The organism is Paraburkholderia flagellata (assembly GCF_021390645.1).
Taxonomy (GTDB): Bacteria; Pseudomonadota; Gammaproteobacteria; order Burkholderiales; family Burkholderiaceae; genus Paraburkholderia; species Paraburkholderia flagellata.
In genome coordinates, this window is sequence record NZ_JAJEJT010000003.1 from 84,678 (window position 1) to 99,028 (window position 14,351).

General features: G+C 62.1%; 15 protein-coding genes. 12 read left to right on the forward strand and 3 right to left on the reverse strand.

The window, feature by feature from the left end; genetic code table 11:
- Nucleotides 1-116: 116 nt before the first annotated feature.
- From L0U83_RS24065 to L0U83_RS24075, 3 genes are all read left to right on the forward strand, one after another.
- Nucleotides 117-2,846: an MGH1-like glycoside hydrolase domain-containing protein gene (locus L0U83_RS24065; protein WP_233886695.1), complete on the forward strand. Its 2,730-nt coding sequence runs from the start codon at nucleotides 117-119 to the stop codon at nucleotides 2,844-2,846.
- 201 nt (nucleotides 2,847-3,047) lie between these two features.
- Entirely contained in the window at nucleotides 3,048-4,367 is a 1,320-nt protein-coding gene (locus L0U83_RS24070) for a tetratricopeptide repeat protein (protein ID WP_233886696.1), read from the forward strand.
- A 148-nt stretch (nucleotides 4,368-4,515) separates the two neighbouring features.
- Nucleotides 4,516-5,742: a TIGR03118 family protein gene (locus tag L0U83_RS24075; protein ID WP_233886697.1), complete on the forward strand. Its 1,227-nt coding sequence runs from the start codon at nucleotides 4,516-4,518 to the stop codon at nucleotides 5,740-5,742.
- 3 nt (nucleotides 5,743-5,745) lie between these two features.
- Here the strand turns inward: L0U83_RS24075 and L0U83_RS24080 are convergent, their stop codons facing one another.
- Nucleotides 5,746-6,426, reverse strand: a complete 681-nt coding sequence (locus L0U83_RS24080; RefSeq protein WP_233886698.1) for a TetR/AcrR family transcriptional regulator — start codon at nucleotides 6,424-6,426, stop codon at nucleotides 5,746-5,748.
- Between the two features lie 99 nt (nucleotides 6,427-6,525).
- Here L0U83_RS24080 and L0U83_RS24085 point away from each other — a divergent pair, with 99 nt between their 5' ends.
- Nucleotides 6,526-7,653, forward strand: coding sequence for an FAD-dependent oxidoreductase (locus L0U83_RS24085; RefSeq protein ID WP_233886699.1), 1,128 nt, complete (start codon nucleotides 6,526-6,528; stop codon nucleotides 7,651-7,653).
- Nucleotides 7,654-7,857: 204 nt separating this feature from the next.
- Nucleotides 7,858-9,063, forward strand: a complete 1,206-nt coding sequence (locus L0U83_RS24090; protein WP_233886700.1) for an NAD(P)/FAD-dependent oxidoreductase — start codon at nucleotides 7,858-7,860, stop codon at nucleotides 9,061-9,063.
- A 92-nt stretch (nucleotides 9,064-9,155) separates the two neighbouring features.
- Here the strand turns inward: L0U83_RS24090 and L0U83_RS24095 are convergent, their stop codons facing one another.
- Nucleotides 9,156-9,671, reverse strand: a complete 516-nt coding sequence (locus L0U83_RS24095) for an RrF2 family transcriptional regulator (protein ID WP_233886701.1) — start codon at nucleotides 9,669-9,671, stop codon at nucleotides 9,156-9,158.
- A 202-nt stretch (nucleotides 9,672-9,873) separates the two neighbouring features.
- On the opposite strand from L0U83_RS24095, the gene L0U83_RS24100 reads away from it, so the two are divergent.
- The 7 genes from L0U83_RS24100 (at nucleotide 9,874) to L0U83_RS24125 (ending at nucleotide 13,521) form a co-directional block, all read left to right on the forward strand.
- The gene (locus tag L0U83_RS24100) at nucleotides 9,874-10,263 is read left to right on the forward strand and encodes a BON domain-containing protein (RefSeq protein ID WP_233886702.1); all 390 of its coding nucleotides are present in this window, start codon (nucleotides 9,874-9,876) and stop codon (nucleotides 10,261-10,263) included.
- A gap of 124 nt (nucleotides 10,264-10,387) precedes the next feature.
- Nucleotides 10,388-10,672, forward strand: a complete 285-nt coding sequence (locus L0U83_RS24105; protein WP_233886703.1) for a CppA family protein — start codon at nucleotides 10,388-10,390, stop codon at nucleotides 10,670-10,672.
- Between the two features lie 420 nt (nucleotides 10,673-11,092).
- On the forward strand, nucleotides 11,093-11,386 hold the full coding sequence (gene phaP / locus L0U83_RS40890) for a TIGR01841 family phasin (RefSeq protein ID WP_373321105.1): 294 nt from the start codon (nucleotides 11,093-11,095) through the stop codon (nucleotides 11,384-11,386).
- Nucleotides 11,387-11,477: 91 nt separating this feature from the next.
- The gene (locus tag L0U83_RS24110; protein ID WP_233886704.1) at nucleotides 11,478-11,675 is read left to right on the forward strand and encodes a hypothetical protein; all 198 of its coding nucleotides are present in this window, start codon (nucleotides 11,478-11,480) and stop codon (nucleotides 11,673-11,675) included.
- A 424-nt stretch (nucleotides 11,676-12,099) separates the two neighbouring features.
- Nucleotides 12,100-12,693, forward strand: coding sequence for a J domain-containing protein (locus tag L0U83_RS24115; RefSeq protein ID WP_233887858.1), 594 nt, complete (start codon nucleotides 12,100-12,102; stop codon nucleotides 12,691-12,693).
- Nucleotides 12,694-12,776: 83 nt separating this feature from the next.
- A complete protein-coding gene (locus L0U83_RS24120; protein WP_233886705.1) occupies nucleotides 12,777-13,106 on the forward strand; it encodes a hypothetical protein in 330 nt (109 codons plus the stop codon).
- A 118-nt stretch (nucleotides 13,107-13,224) separates the two neighbouring features.
- Nucleotides 13,225-13,521, forward strand: coding sequence for an H-NS histone family protein (locus tag L0U83_RS24125; protein ID WP_233886706.1), 297 nt, complete (start codon nucleotides 13,225-13,227; stop codon nucleotides 13,519-13,521).
- A 37-nt stretch (nucleotides 13,522-13,558) separates the two neighbouring features.
- On the opposite strand, the gene L0U83_RS24130 is transcribed toward L0U83_RS24125, so the two are convergent.
- A complete protein-coding gene (locus tag L0U83_RS24130; protein ID WP_233886707.1) occupies nucleotides 13,559-14,320 on the reverse strand; it encodes a YoaK family protein in 762 nt (253 codons plus the stop codon).
- Nucleotides 14,321-14,351 lie beyond the last annotated feature (31 nt).

The following is a 14,351-nucleotide window of genomic DNA, read 5'->3' on the forward strand; positions in this document are numbered from 1 at the left end:
GCACACGTTGCCCGCTGCGCACGCCTGGCGGGCAACCGCGCTAGCATGGGAGACTCGCGGCGCTCGAGCGCCGCCCGCCGTCGCAAGCCTTACACCGGCGGCCCCAATTCAAGGAGATGCCCATGCTGCAGCGCGCCGCCGGCCTCATCCACACGGTCGAAGGCCAACGCCTGTACTCGACCGATTACGCTCGCTGGCAACGCTGGGGCCCGTACCTCAGCGAGCGCCAATGGGGCACGGTGCGCGAGGATTACAGCGAGCACGGCACCGCGTGGGACTATTTCCCGCACGACCACGCGCGCATGCGCGCCTATCGCTGGGGCGAGGACGGCTTGGCCGGCTTCGCCGACGAGCGGCTGAGCTGGTGCTGCTCGATCGCGCTATGGAACGGCCGCGACCCGATTTTGAAGGAGCGTCTGTTCGGCCTCACGAATGAAGAAGGCAATCATGGCGAGGACGTGAAGGAGTTGTACTTCTACCTCGACAGCACGCCGACGCATTCGTATATGCGCATGCTTTACAAGTACCCGCAGGCGGCGTTTCCCTACCAGGACCTGATCGACGAAAACGCGCGGCGCGGCGCTAGTTCGCCCGAGTATGAAATCCTCGATACGGGCGCATTCGACGACGAAAGTTATTTCGACGTACAGATCGAATACGCGAAGCACACGCCGGAAGACATCGTCATGCGCGTGACAGTCGAGAACCGCGGCGGGCAGCACGCTTCGATCGACGTGCTGCCGCAGATCTGGGCGCGCAACACGTGGTCGTGGAAGGCCGCAGGAGACAAGCCGTCGCTCACGCTTGTCTCGTCGTCGGACGGCGAGCATGTCGTCGCGCACTGTGGCACGCACGAGCCCCTCATCGTGACGGCGGCCGCGCAAGAGGGCGCGCGCGTCGAGTGGCTGTTTTGCGAGAACGAGACCAACGTGAAGCGGCTATTCGGCATGGACGGCGCCGGTCCGTTCAAGGACGGCTTCGACGACTATGTCGTGCATGGCAACAACGACGCGATCCGGCGCGACGCCGGCACGAAGGCGGCCGCGCGCGTGCATTTCGAGATCGCGGCGCACGGCCGTGCTGTCGTCACGTTGCGCTGGCGCCCGGTGTCCGAGGCGAAAGAAGAGGTGGCGCTCGACATCGAACATCTCTTCGCGCAACGCATCGCCGAAGCAGACGCGTTCTACGACGCGCTGCAGCGCGACATCGAGAGCGCCGACGCGAGGCTCGTGCAGCGCCAGGCGCTGGCGGGCATGCTGTGGTCGAAGCAGTACTACCAGTACGACGTCAATCGCTGGATGGAAGGCGACCCGCAGCAGCCGCGGCCACCCGCGAGCCGCGCGCGCGGGCGCAACGCGGACTGGCGGCATCTGTGCAACGCGGACATCCTCTCGATGCCGGACAAGTGGGAGTACCCGTGGTATGCATCGTGGGACCTCGCGTTTCAGGCGGTCGCGTTCGCGCTGATCGATCCGATGTTCGCAAAGAAGCAGATGCTGCTGCTCGTGAAGGACCGCTATCAGCATCCGAACGGGCAGTTACCCGCATACGAATGGGCATTCGGCGACGCCAATCCGCCCGTGCACGCGTGGGCGGCGTGGCGCGTGTATGAGATCGATCGGTCGATCACCGGGAAGGCAGACCGGGAATTTCTCGAACTCATCTTCCATAAGCTGCTGCTGAATTTTTCGTGGTGGGTGAACCGCAAGGACGCGGACGGCCACAACATCTTCCAGGGCGGCTTCCTCGGACTCGACAACGTCGGCATTTTCGACCGCTCGTCGCCGCTGCCGACGGGCGGCCACCTCGATCAGGCGGACGGCACGGCGTGGATGGCGGCTTACGCGCTCGACCTCATGCGCATCGCGCTCGAACTCGCGTTTGCGAACCATGTGTTCGTCGATATCGGCGTGAAGTTCTTCGAGCACTTTTTGTATATCGCGGGCGCGGTGAGCTGCGACGACGGCTGCGAGACCGGCCTGTGGGACAGCGTCGACGAGTTCTTCTATGACAAGCTCAGGCTGCCGGACGGCACCAGCGTGCCGCTGCGCATGCGCTCGATCGTCGGGCTGATTCCCTTCTTCGCCGTGCGCGTGCTGGAGGAGCGGGTGCACGGCGGCCTGCCGGGGCTGCGCGACCGGCTAGTCTGGTTCCTGCAGCACCGGCCCGATCTTGCCGGCCTGGTTTCGCGCTGGAACGAACCCGGCAAGGGCAATGCCTTGCTGCTCTCGCTATTGCGCGGCCACCGGATGAAGGCGCTGCTGCGGCGTATGCTCGATGAAGCCGAGTTTCTGTCGGACCATGGCGTGCGTGCGCTTTCTCGTTCCCATCTCGACGAACCTTTCGTTTACCGCCACAACAGCTGCGACTTCCGCGTCAAATACCTGCCCGCCGAATCGGACTCGCGCGTGTTCGGCGGCAATTCGAACTGGCGCGGCCCGGTATGGATGCCGGTCAACTATCTGCTGATCGAGTCGCTGTACGAATTCCATCGCTACTATGGCGACGATTTTCGCGTCGAATATCCAACGGGCTCGGGCAAGAAGCTTTCTCTCGCACAGATCGCCGACGAACTCGCGCGCCGCGTCACGACGCTCTTTCTGCTCGACCGCAACAACGAGCGCCCCGTGATGGGCGCGTACCCGCTGCTACAGGCCGATCCGCGCTGCCGCGACCTCGTGCTGTTTCACGAATACTTCCACGGCGACAACGGGCGCGGCGTCGGCGCTTCGCACCAGACCGGCTGGACAGGTCTCGTCGCGCTGATGTTGCAGCCGCGCATGATGAGCCCGTCGGGCAATGTGCCGGTTGCCGGCGAAGTCGAAGATGCGGAGGCGGTGAAGTGAGCGTGCGTGCGTAGGTGTCTGCTCCGACCCGGCACTCGCCGTCTGTAGAAGTTGGTCAGGAGATGACACCAGGACCGCTCAAAATTCCCAAACATGGCGCAAACGCCCTGCAGATAAGCGGTTGAGCCTGCTGGCACAGTCGATGCGTTCACGCCGACCGGCAGGTGGGCTCAACCAACTGCAGCCGAGTCGAGGTGCATCATGTCGAGCGTTCCGGATCGCAGGCCAGGTGGCCTGCCGCAGGTGCTGTTTCTGATCGGGTTGATCTGGCGCGGGCCAAGCGCGCTGTGGCCGATTGTGCTCCCCTGGTTAATCCTGGTCCTCGCCGCTCCATTTTGCCTGCTCGTCATTTCCGGCGCGCTCACGAAACACGTTGTGGTTCCGCCGGTGGAAGCGCCAAAGGCGTTCGTCGAGACGGGCTATACCCCGGAATTCCTGGCAGAACGAATTCTTGCTGCAATGCGTGGGATCAGCAGCGACAGCGACGCGGTCCCGCACGATGCCTCGCTTGACGACGGTGACGCGCCGGATATCAAGCTTCCCGGCGAGGACATGTCCTATGCCTCGATTGTCGGGTTTCTGAAATCGACGCTATTCAGGAACAAGCAGGACGTGATCGTCCATATCGGCATTACGCATATGGGCGACAGCGCGGATGCCTATGTCGCGCATATTCAGATCGAAAATGGCCCATTCAACGGCATGCACGACGATGTCGTATTCAGCGGCAATGACTTCGACCGGTCGGTGCAAGACGTCGCGGTCAAGGTCATGCGGCTCGTCGAACCGAATACGCTCGCCAGCCATCTCTTCACAACGGTGCAAAAGACGCGGTGTTCGCCGGACCAATGCGACTATAGCGAGGTCGAAGCCATTTATGACGATGTCCTCGCCAGGCCAGGTTCACCGGATCGCCTGTGGGCGCTCGCGGGAAAAGGGTGGCTGCTGCTCAGGCAAAACCGCGCCGAGGAGGCGGAGCAGCAGTCACGCGACGCGCTCTTGCTGTACCCGCACTCGGGCGTCTTGCGGGCCAATCTTGGCATTGCGCTCGAACAGGAGAAGAGAATCGATGCCGCGATCAAGGAGCTGCGCTCAGGTGCTCGCGAGAAGTACAGTACCGCGGAGAACGAGCGCTTGCTCGGCGACGTGTTGTTGCACGCGCACCGGTATGCCGAAGCCATCAGCGCATTCCACCGTGCAAACGCAATGCGCAAGGACGATGTGAACATCCTGCATGACTGGGGAGAAGCGCTAGTCGACAACGGGCAATACGAGGCGGCGATCGTCAAGCTCTCCCGCGCGGTCGAACTGCGGCCCGATCTCGCGCCATCGTATGAACTATGGGGACAGGCGCTGGAAAACGAAGGCGATCTGTCTCACGCGGCCCAGAAATATGCCGAGGCGGACAAGCGCGACAGTGGCGCGCTCACGCCGCACGAGAAGCAACTGGCGCTGCTTGGTACGCCGCGCAAGTCGTCGCCGGTATCGGCGAGTGTGCAGGCGCCGGGCACTCACGCGTAGTGTTCGTTGCCCGCCACCCGTTTTTCGCTAGCTAGTTCAGTCATTGCGATCGCACGCGAAATAAACCCCTTTTTCTTAACTGGAATAAACGCCGCGTCCTCCTCGTTCTTTGTCCGTTAGTCCCTTGGACTGAGCGAGGAGTGCGGTCATGAAGTCTCTATTCGCCGTATTCGGCGTCGTAGCATGTAGTGCGGCCATCGCGACGCTCGTGTCGTGCGGCGGCGGTTCCAGTTCCAGCTCCAGTAACGGTTCGAACGGGACGAGCGCGCCCGTCCAGTCGTCGTTCGCCGTGACGGCCCTTGTTTCGGATGGCGCGGTGGCGGCCGCGCACGTCGACGGGAATCTGAAAAACCCGTGGGGCATCGTCTTCAATCCGAACGGTTTCGTCTGGGTTGCGGACAACGGCACCAATGTCGCGACGCTGTATGACGGCAATGGTGTGCCGCAGTCGCTGATCGTCGCGATTCCCAGCGGCAAGAACGGTTCAGCTTCGCCCACGGGCATCGTCTTCAACGGCACACAGAGTTTCACGGTCACGGAAAACGGCAAGTCTGGCGTGGCGGCCTTCATCTTTACCGGCGAAGGCGGCACCATCACCGCGTGGGCGCCAGCGGTCGGACCGACCAACGCATTCGTCATGTACGACGATGGCACGGGCGGCGCCGTGTACAAGGGTCTCGCGCTCGCGACGATGAACAACGCCAACTTCCTCTACGCGACCGACTTCCATAACAACAAGATCGACGTTTTCAATACCTCGTTCAGCAAGGTCACGATGCCCGGCGCGTTCACGGACCCTGCAATGCCGGCCGGTTTCGCGCCGTTTGGCATTCAGGCGATCGGCTCGAATCTGTTCGTCACCTACGCGAAGCAAGACGCGGCCAAACATGACGATGTCGCGGGTGCGGGGCTCGGCATGGTCGACGTGTACGACACGGCCGGCAACCTGAAGCAGCGCTTCGCGACGGGGGGGCCGCTCAACGCGCCGTGGGGCATTGCGCAAGCGCCCGCTAATTTCGGCTCGATGAGCGGCGCGATACTGATCGGCAATTTCGGCGATGGCACGATCAACGCGTTCAATGCATCGAGCGGTTTGTCGATGGGGCCACTCGTTGGGTCGAACGGCAACGCGATCGTCGAGCCGGGCGTGTGGGGCATCGCGTTCGGCAATAACCTCAGCAATCAGCCTTCCAATACGCTGTTTTTCGCGGCGGGGCCGAATGACGAAGCCGACGGCGTGTATGGAAGGATCGATCTGAATGTAACGTCGAACCCAGGCACGGTTACGGGCACCGGCACAAGCACGGGCACCGGCACAAGCACGGGCACCGGCACAAGCACGGGCGCAGGGACGGGCATGGGCATGGGCATGTAGCGCTCAACGTCCGTGCGCTGACTCGATGCCAAGCAGGATGAGATCGATTCCGGCGAGAAAATCGGCGCGGTCATCGTGACCGCGCAACTGTCTGGCCACGTTGCGGGTGAACGGATAGTCGTCGGGATCGAGCTGTGACCACACAGACGCGACCTCGTCCAGAAAGTGGGTTCGATCCGCGTCTTGGTCGCGAGCGATTTGCGCATTCGCCGCGTTCTGGCCGCTCACGCCGAGGATGTAACTCAGCAACGCGGACACCGTTGCCCACTGCGCGTCGTCAGGCACGTCGAGCGCGAGAATCTGCTGGCCTATGCGTTCGAGCAGGCGAACCATAGGCAACTGCGCTGGGTCTCGCGCGAGCACCGAGCCAACCCACGGATGGGCGTCGATCGCGTCGAACATACCCAGCGCGAGCGCGCGAATTGCCTCTCGTGGCGTCGCGCTGGGTAATGGCGCGTCCATTGTCCGGGCGACGATGGCGTCGCAGGCCGCGCTCAGCAGATCGCTCTTGTTTTCGACGTGCCAGTAAATCGCGCCAGGACCGGTCGCGAGTCGCTCGGCCAGTGCGCGAAACGTGAGGCCGCTTTCTCCGCTGCTATCCAGAAGCTCGATCGACGCCTCGATGATTCGCTCGCGTGAGAGTGAGTCTTCGCGCCGTTGGACGCCCCGCGCTTTCTTGACCATGCTTCCTCTTGACGCCTCTGGAACAATGTTCCATATTACTATGGAACGGCGTTCCAGGCGAGCGCCGTAGTTTTAACGGTCAGGCGAGCAAGGAGCAGGATGGAGACATCGATTGCAATCATCGGTGCGGGCCTCGGCGGACTCATGCTTGCGCGGGTTCTCCACGTTCACGGTATTGCTTCGACGATCTTTGAGTCGGAAGCCTCGGCGCATGCACGATCGCAGGGCGGCATGCTCGATATCCACGAGAACAACGGGCAGTTCGCACTCAAGTCGGCGGGACTCTTCGACCGCTTCCTCGAGATCGTCCATCCCGGCGGTCAGGCGACGCGGGTTCTCGACAAGCATGGCCGGGTTCTTTACGAGCAACCGGACGATGGTACAGGCGGACGACCCGAAGTCCCTCGTGGCGCATTGCGGCGGATCCTGCTCGAATCGCTCCCTGCCGGCACGGTGCGGTGGGGACATAAAGTCATCGCGGTGTCTGTGCTCGGCGGTGGCCGGCACGTTGCGACCTTTGCTAACGGCTCCACCGCGACGACCGACCTTCTAGTGGGCGCCGATGGGGCGTGGTCGAAAGTCCGCCCGCTTCTATCGGACGCGAATCCGGCCTACGTCGGCACTGTGTTCGTCGAGACGTATCTGTTCGATTGCGACTCGCGTCACAAGGCGAGCGCCGAAGCGGTTGGCGAAGGCGCAATGTTTGCGCTCGCGCCGGGCAAAGGCATCGTCGCGCATCGCGAGCCGGGCGGCGTGCTGCACACGTACGTACAACTGAATCAGTCGAAAGACTGGATCGACAGCATCGACCAGTCCGACCCGGCAGTCGTTGCGGCCACGGTTGCGAAAGCGTTCGATGGCTGGGCGCCGGAACTGACTGCGCTCATCACCGATGGCGAAACGCCTCCCGTGTTCCGCCCGATTCATGCACTCCCTGACGAGCACAAATGGCCGCGCACACCTGGCGTGACGTTGCTTGGCGATGCAGCGCACTTGATGATCCCGTCTGGTGAAGGGGCCAACCTGGCCATGTTCGACGGCGCCGAACTCGCGAGCGCCATTGCTACGCATCCCGGCGACATGGAAGCCGCGCTCCTTGCGTACGAGTCAACACTTTTCCCTAGCAGTGCGTGCGAAGCGGCGGCGGCAAAAGAGGTGCTCAATGTTTGTCTCGGAGACGATTCGCCGCGTAGTCTGGTCGACTTCTTTGTGTCCCATCAACCATAGCCGCATGCCGCTTCGCGGCCTCGTTGTCTGATTTGTCAACAGTGTGTCGCAAATGGGGCACTTGCGTCTTTAAACTCCGACTCATAGAATCCGAGTTATGCGTTGCGCAGGCGCGGCGCAGGTCCCCGACCGGAGATTGCGGCGCGAGCCACGCGAAGCGAGCGCTCCACTGAATTCACGTATTCCTGCATTGGAGAAGCAAAAATGTCGAAGCGTATTCTTGTTATTGGGGCCGGCTTCGCCGGCATGTGGAGCGCGCTGAGCGCGGCTCGGCTGCTCGATGAGCAAGGACGCACGGACGTGGAGATCACGCTGGTCGCACCCGACCCGCACCTGCATGTCCGTCCGCGTCTGTACGAAGAGGGCCCTGCGAACTTCAGGGCGCCGCTCACGGAGATCTTCGAGGCGACCGGCGTCACGTTCATACAGGGCACGGTCGAGCGCATTCACGTGGCGCGTCGCGCGGTGGATCTGACCGGCGTGGACGGCCAGTCCTCTACGCTCGGCTATGACCGCCTCGTGCTGGCGACCGGTAGCCGGCTGTTCCGCCCGTCGATTCCGGGCCTGGCCGAACACACCTTCAGCGTGGATCAGACCGACGAAGCGGTCGAACTGGAAGTGCACATCCAGAGTCTGGCCAGCCAGCCGGACTCGCCCGCGCGCAATACCGTGGTGGTGGCGGGCGGCGGATTCACCGGCATCGAGACCGCCGCGGAAATGCCAGCACGCCTGCGCGCGGCGCTGGGCGAGCACGCAAATGTGAAGGTGATCATCGTCGAGCGCAACGGTGAGATCGGCCCCGACCTCGGCGCGGGCCCGCGTCCCGTTATCGAAGAGGCGCTGGGCTCGCTCGGCGTGTCCTGGAAGCTCGGCTCGGGTGTGGCTTCAGTGGACGCCGGAGGCGTCACGACAGCGGACGGTGAGCGCATCGAATCGCATACGGTGATCTGGACAGCCGGGCTGCGCGCAAGCACGTTGACCGCGCAGATTCCAGGCAGGCTCGATGGAACGGGGCGTCTTCACGTCGATCGTAACCTCGCGGTGGAGGGTGTACCCGGTGTCTACGCAACGGGCGACGTCGCCCGCGCGGCCACCGACGACGAAGGCAATCACACGATGATGTCGTGTCAGCACGCGATGAATCTGGGGCGCTCGGCAGGCCATAACGTCGCGGCCGATCTGCTCGGCCTCGATCAGATTCCGTATAGTCAGCCGAAGTACGTGACGTGTCTGGATCTGGGCCCGTGGGGCGCGGTCTATACGGAAGGGTGGGAGCGCGAGGTGAAGTTGCAGGGCGCCGAGGCGAAGAAGCTCAAGCACCAGATCAACTCCGAGTGGATCTACCCGCCTCGCGCGGACCGTGAGCAGGCGCTCGCCGCCGCAGATCCGCTTCGCATCGTGGTCGCCTGATCCTTCAGGAGGACGAAGAATCTGCCTGTACGCGCAAGTCTCATTGGAGGCTGCGCGTTTTTTCGCTGGAAGGGTTCACAAAGCGTCGCTTGCTATCCGCGACGATTGGCGGCGCGTTCCGCAAACCAGTCCACCACATGATGGTGATAGCTGGCGGGCGCCTTTGAATACGCGCGAGTAGCGAGATCGGCAAGCGAGTGTTGCTTGAGCTCCGCACGCATGGCGCGCTCGGCGCCCTGCATCACGGCATGTATCGAGCAGGTGCCGCGTGTGGCCCACGTGGGCGGTTCGTCGTTGAAAACCGCACACTGGCCGCGCACCTCGCGACAGTCGAAGAGCGCCTTCTCGCCGTCGATGGCGTCCACCACGTCCAGCACCGAAATATTCCGCGCGGATTTCGCGAGCCTGAAACCACCGCGTATGCCTTCGGTCGACTCGACGATGCCAGCTTTGGCGAGCCGCGTGAAGAGCTTGGCGGCGTAGTCGACCGGCACACCCTGCATTTCCGCCAGGTCGCGCACGCTCGCCTCACGTACGCCAGCAGGCGTGCCGGCAAGATAAAGCAGGCAATGCAATCCGTATTCGACGCCCGTGCTGATATGTGACATGGTTATACGACGACTTTGTGTATCGGAGTTGTTAGGGTAGCGCAGTGTGGCGCGGAAGTCATCCGCTGTGTCGTACGCTGCGTCATCTGCTACGTCGAGTGCGGGCGGCCAGGCCATCATGGACGCGACGCGCGAATTCCTGTGCGAACATACGCGTGGAAGTAGCGCTTTTCCTCGGTTGACACGACCCGAAGGAGGCAGCATGAACAGAAACGGTGCGAACGGCACGATCGGCCCGATGGTGTTTGTTGCTATTGCGAGCTGCGCTGCCTGTGCGAACAGCGCGAACGCGCAAACCGGCGTGAACGAGCTGGCCGGTGTGGCCGTGCAAAGAGTATCGGCATCGACGCCCGGTAGCCGGCCGGATACCTCGGTGGTGCGTGACGTTCGCCGCGCCCTCAGGCGCGTTCCGGATCTCGACGATTCGGACATTCACATTCGGGTTAGCCGTGGCGTCGTCACACTCACGGGTTCGGTGCCAGAGACCTGGCAGATCTCGCGGGCTGCCAATGCAGCAAGATCGGTTCTGGGTGTGACGGCCGTGACGAACCGGTTGAAAGCGCAGAAAGAGGATGCCGCGGCCAGCGAATAGCGTCTCGCGCGCACTCCTGCCTCTTGCAACGCCTCTGGACGGGCGGATTCCCGATCTTTCCTTGCACTGACGCAAAATACTGTATAAATTAACAGTATGTGTTTACGTCCAGTAGGAGCGTCGCATGGAATCGCTAATCCGCATCGTGAATGACGAAGACCGTCAGGCGTTTGAATGGCTGCTCGCAAATGTAGGTGCGGATCGCGTTGCGGCAGCCGCACAGCGGCTTGCTGGCGCCGGGAAGCGGCCGTTCGTTTCCGCGCTGTGCCGATACCTGGGCGCGTGGCCTCCTGCTGCACGTCGCGCCCGCAAGATCGAGCCCGTTCATACGGCGGTCGGCGATCTGCATCTGGCGCGCATCCGCGAACTGCTCACGCAACGCAATGCGGTGAAAGTTGGCGCACATTGATCTGCCGGTCCACCGTCGTTCGAGCGCATAACAGCGCCGCCCTGGCAATCCGCTTGCGATGAGTTCTCATTGCAAGCGCTGTCTTGTTTGACGTCTTGCGTCATCAGCCAGTCCAAACCCCGTAATTCGTCCTTTGTTGTCTGACTGGCTGAGATGAAATCTGACAAGTCAATTTTTCGCATGCCTGTTCGAAACTCTCCGCCGGCATAAGTCGGGGTCAACTAACTTGCGCAATGAATTGGGGAAACTCCTGACTCATCCTTATTCATAACGCGGATTTAACAAAGTTAGAATCAAGCCTCTAGATCGACGCCGGCACTCGTTTCTGAATGGGTAACGCCACTCGCGTTGCGAAGCCATACATCAAACGCGGTCGATACAGACATAACGATTGATGAAATGCACGGGGGGTAAATTAGTATGCCTAATCAAAAATTCGCGGGCGCGGAAAGCGGATCGTGGGCCGCAAATTTCACTACAGTGACTGGTCATCTGTTCGATGGATTTTGTGAACTGGCGCGCCTGAATCTCGCGACTTGCAGGTCGATATTCGCTGGTTCGCGAGAACACCTCGAAGGCGTGTTGTCCGCGCAGACGCCGGAGCAATTTGTCCGCAACCAGGCCGATATATTGCCTTGGGTCGCTTCGCAGGCGGCTGGCTACACGCGCGCATGCATGGAAATCGCATCGGACACTGCGACGAAGCTGAGGTAGCACGCGTCGCGATTGGGCGACGCGTGTGGTCATAAGCGCGATCCAATGCGACGAAGCGCAAAGAAGCGGGATCATGCGGGAGGGAAATAACATGTTGAGCCCCCACGAACTTGCCACGTTGATGCTCATAAAGAATGCGCCTGGGCGAATCGAGCCCGACCGGGAGGAACTCTGGGCGCTTCGCGACCTTCATCTGGTCATCGTCGATACGCCGGAATCCGGTTTCCCAACGCCCCGCGTGACGCCTCAAGGCGATGCACTCTTGAGAGCGGTCGCCCGCGTGCGCTGATTGGCGGTCAAGGCCGCATAGCCTGTCACATGAACAGGCTATATTCAGAGTGCGTTGCTCACAAATGGGTTGCGATCCGCATGGATCTGAGGAGACTGACGTGGACCAGTCCTGGCTGGGTGTGGCTGCCGGCACGATCGTGCTTGTGATAGCCGCAGTTAGTGTCACCGCTCACTACCGGCGCGAACGGCGCAGGGCCGATTTGCTGCGCAATCTCGACCACCACGATTGGTGCCGCTGGACCAGGGTTAGACGCTGAGAACCCCGGTGCTGCGCTATAGCGCAGGGGGCAGAATTCGCTAGTCGATTTCCATTTGCTTAGGACAATTGATCGATTGCCAGCTATCGATCGTTATCGTTCGAGCGGTGCGTATGCGGATGACATGCTACGATCGGCGGCATCTCACTTCAATTTGTGCGAGCCATGGCGACGTTGTATGACTTGCTGGGCGTAAGCGACGACGCGAGCGACGCAGACATCAAGCGGGCCTACCGCAGGGCCGCAATGAAAGCGCATCCCGACCGTAATATGGGAAGCGAAGCCTCTGCCCATGCGCAGTTCCAGGAGATCAAGGAAGCTTACGCGATTCTTTCCGATCCGGCGCAGCGCAGCGTCTACGACGCGGTCTATGCCGAGGAAATGGGGCGCCTCGCCCGTGAACAGGCAGAAGAGGCGCGTTTGCAGGAGGTGGCGCGTCAGGAGGCGTATGCGCGGTACGTTGGCGTGGCCATGCGCTTCGCCGAGCAGGGCTACAACCGCGACGTCGTGTTCGGCGCACTGCTCGCTGGCGACTGTGAAACCGGGCTGGCCGGGCGTATTGCCGATGGTGCGCTCGCGCTGCACCTGTCGCGTCAGGCGAACAACTCCGTGCCGCGCGACGCTCGGGAACCGGACGAGGCGATGCAGCCATCTCCATCGCATAGCGCCGGAGATGACGAGTCGCAAAAAGCCGACGATCGTCGTCACGCGAACCTCTTCAGCGCGATCTGGCACGGTATGTTCGGATTGCATCCCTGAACACGTACCGATGCCAAAATAAGCCGCTTGTGCAAGAGCAGGCGTACGATAGTGACCGAAACACTACTCAGCGTGGTCACCCTATGACTTCGAACTCACATGCCGCCCGCGACGTCGACACAGAGGCATTGGCAACCTTGTCAGAGTACCTGGAGCTTGCGCTCGACAAGGGGGGGAGCCTGATTCTCGTTCGCACGCCTGGCGGGAAAAGCGAGGTCTATCTGGGCGATCCCGCTCTGTTGCAGGAAGACTGGGCGCACCTTGGTGCGATTCCCGAGCCGGTGGCTCGGGCGATACTCGAAGGCACGCGCTCCGGGCTCAACGAACTGACTATCCAGGCGCAAAGCTATCGTTTTGTACGGCTGTTCGCTCAGGTCGCCGATGTGGGGGCAGTCGTCTTCGTCGCGGCCTGATCGATCTGCTGTGTCCGCTTGTTTTCGCCGCCTCAAAGGTCGTGCGATCACGTTGAGAGGGGGCGTGCGCGAAAGCCACTATCATGAGCGAATGGTGTCCACGCGCAGGAGACGATTCGTGGCAACGTACAAGGAACTCAAAGCGCAACTCGCTGAACTCGAGAGTCAGGCGGCCATCGCCCGTCAGCAAGAGTTCGAGACGGTTCTCGCCGATATCCGCGCAAAGGTGGCCGAATTCGGGTACACGCAGCAGGACATATTTGGTAGCCGCCGTGGCAGGCCGGGGCTTTCGCATGGCGCGGCGCCACCGAAATACCGCGATCCCGCAAGCGGCGCGACCTGGTCCGGCAGGGGGCGCGCACCGAACTGGATCAAGGACGTGAAGAATCGCGACAAGTTTCTGATCAGCGAATAAATTGCCTGGTATCGGCTGTCGCGAACTGACGCAGTCCTCAAAAAAGGTCGCGCAGCGGCAAGCGACGCAAATCGTCGGTGACCGGAACGCTCGCAAGGATCACCAGCAGCATCGACAAAGGAACGCCCGCGGCAAATCCGAAATGGCGGAAAGCCAATGCACCCAGCGTTCCGCCAAGCAAAAACATGCCGAGCAGGGAACCGAGTACACGTACGCGCTGCATATCGGCGGCCACGTGCTGCGACGCTGAAGCCGGTACGCCCCAATTCCAGTACAGCGCCTTCCCCAATTCAATTCCCAGATCCGTCACGATGCCGGTCACATGCGTCGTGCGGATTTCGGCGTGCGAGATTTTGGTGATCATGGCGTTCTGCACGCCCATGATGTAACAGAGCACAGCAACCGTCAGCGGCACGAAGAGAACGCGATGAACCTCGAGATTCGCGCCGAGCGCGGCGAAGCAAAGGAGCAGGGCCGCTTCGAGCAAGAGCGGCAGCGCGTAGACGCTGCGCGCGCAACGGCGGCGTCCCCAGTTGATCAGAATGGCGGACGTCGCGGCGCCACTCACAAAGGCAAGGACGGAACTGATTGCAGACAACGCGATGGCGCTATCGCCGAGCGCGGCGCTGTCGGCAAGCGACGAGACGATGCCCGACATGTGCGACGTGTATTGCCCAACGGCGAGGAACCCGCCGGCATTGATCGCGCCGGCGACCCAGGCCAGTGCGCGGCCGAGCCGCAGGTTGGCCCGCCCGGTGCGTTCGACCGAGGTGAAACTGCGGAGATAGTGGATGGGCACGACGGCTTTCCGGGCTACGAGCGTCGAAACG

Bases quoted from the DNA above. Each gene is read 5' to 3' on its own strand.
- phaP (WP_373321105.1), top strand. From the start codon at position 11,093: ATGCCTAATCAAAAATTCGCGGGCGCGGAAAGCGGATCGTGGGCCGCA.
- L0U83_RS24075 (WP_233886697.1), top strand. From the start codon at position 4,516: ATGAAGTCTCTATTCGCCGTATTCGGCGTCGTAGCATGTAGTGCGGCC.
- L0U83_RS24095 (WP_233886701.1), bottom strand. From the start codon at position 9,671: ATGTCACATATCAGCACGGGCGTCGAATACGGATTGCATTGCCTGCTT.
- L0U83_RS24100 (WP_233886702.1), top strand. From the start codon at position 9,874: ATGAACAGAAACGGTGCGAACGGCACGATCGGCCCGATGGTGTTTGTT.
- L0U83_RS24080 (WP_233886698.1), bottom strand. From the start codon at position 6,426: ATGGTCAAGAAAGCGCGGGGCGTCCAACGGCGCGAAGACTCACTCTCA.
- L0U83_RS24065 (WP_233886695.1), top strand. From the start codon at position 117: ATGCCCATGCTGCAGCGCGCCGCCGGCCTCATCCACACGGTCGAAGGC.
- L0U83_RS24085 (WP_233886699.1), top strand. From the start codon at position 6,526: ATGGAGACATCGATTGCAATCATCGGTGCGGGCCTCGGCGGACTCATG.
- L0U83_RS24070 (WP_233886696.1), top strand. From the start codon at position 3,048: ATGTCGAGCGTTCCGGATCGCAGGCCAGGTGGCCTGCCGCAGGTGCTG.
- L0U83_RS24090 (WP_233886700.1), top strand. From the start codon at position 7,858: ATGTCGAAGCGTATTCTTGTTATTGGGGCCGGCTTCGCCGGCATGTGG.
- L0U83_RS24110 (WP_233886704.1), top strand. From the start codon at position 11,478: ATGTTGAGCCCCCACGAACTTGCCACGTTGATGCTCATAAAGAATGCG.
- L0U83_RS24120 (WP_233886705.1), top strand. From the start codon at position 12,777: ATGACTTCGAACTCACATGCCGCCCGCGACGTCGACACAGAGGCATTG.
- L0U83_RS24105 (WP_233886703.1), top strand. From the start codon at position 10,388: ATGGAATCGCTAATCCGCATCGTGAATGACGAAGACCGTCAGGCGTTT.
- L0U83_RS24115 (WP_233887858.1), top strand. From the start codon at position 12,100: ATGGCGACGTTGTATGACTTGCTGGGCGTAAGCGACGACGCGAGCGAC.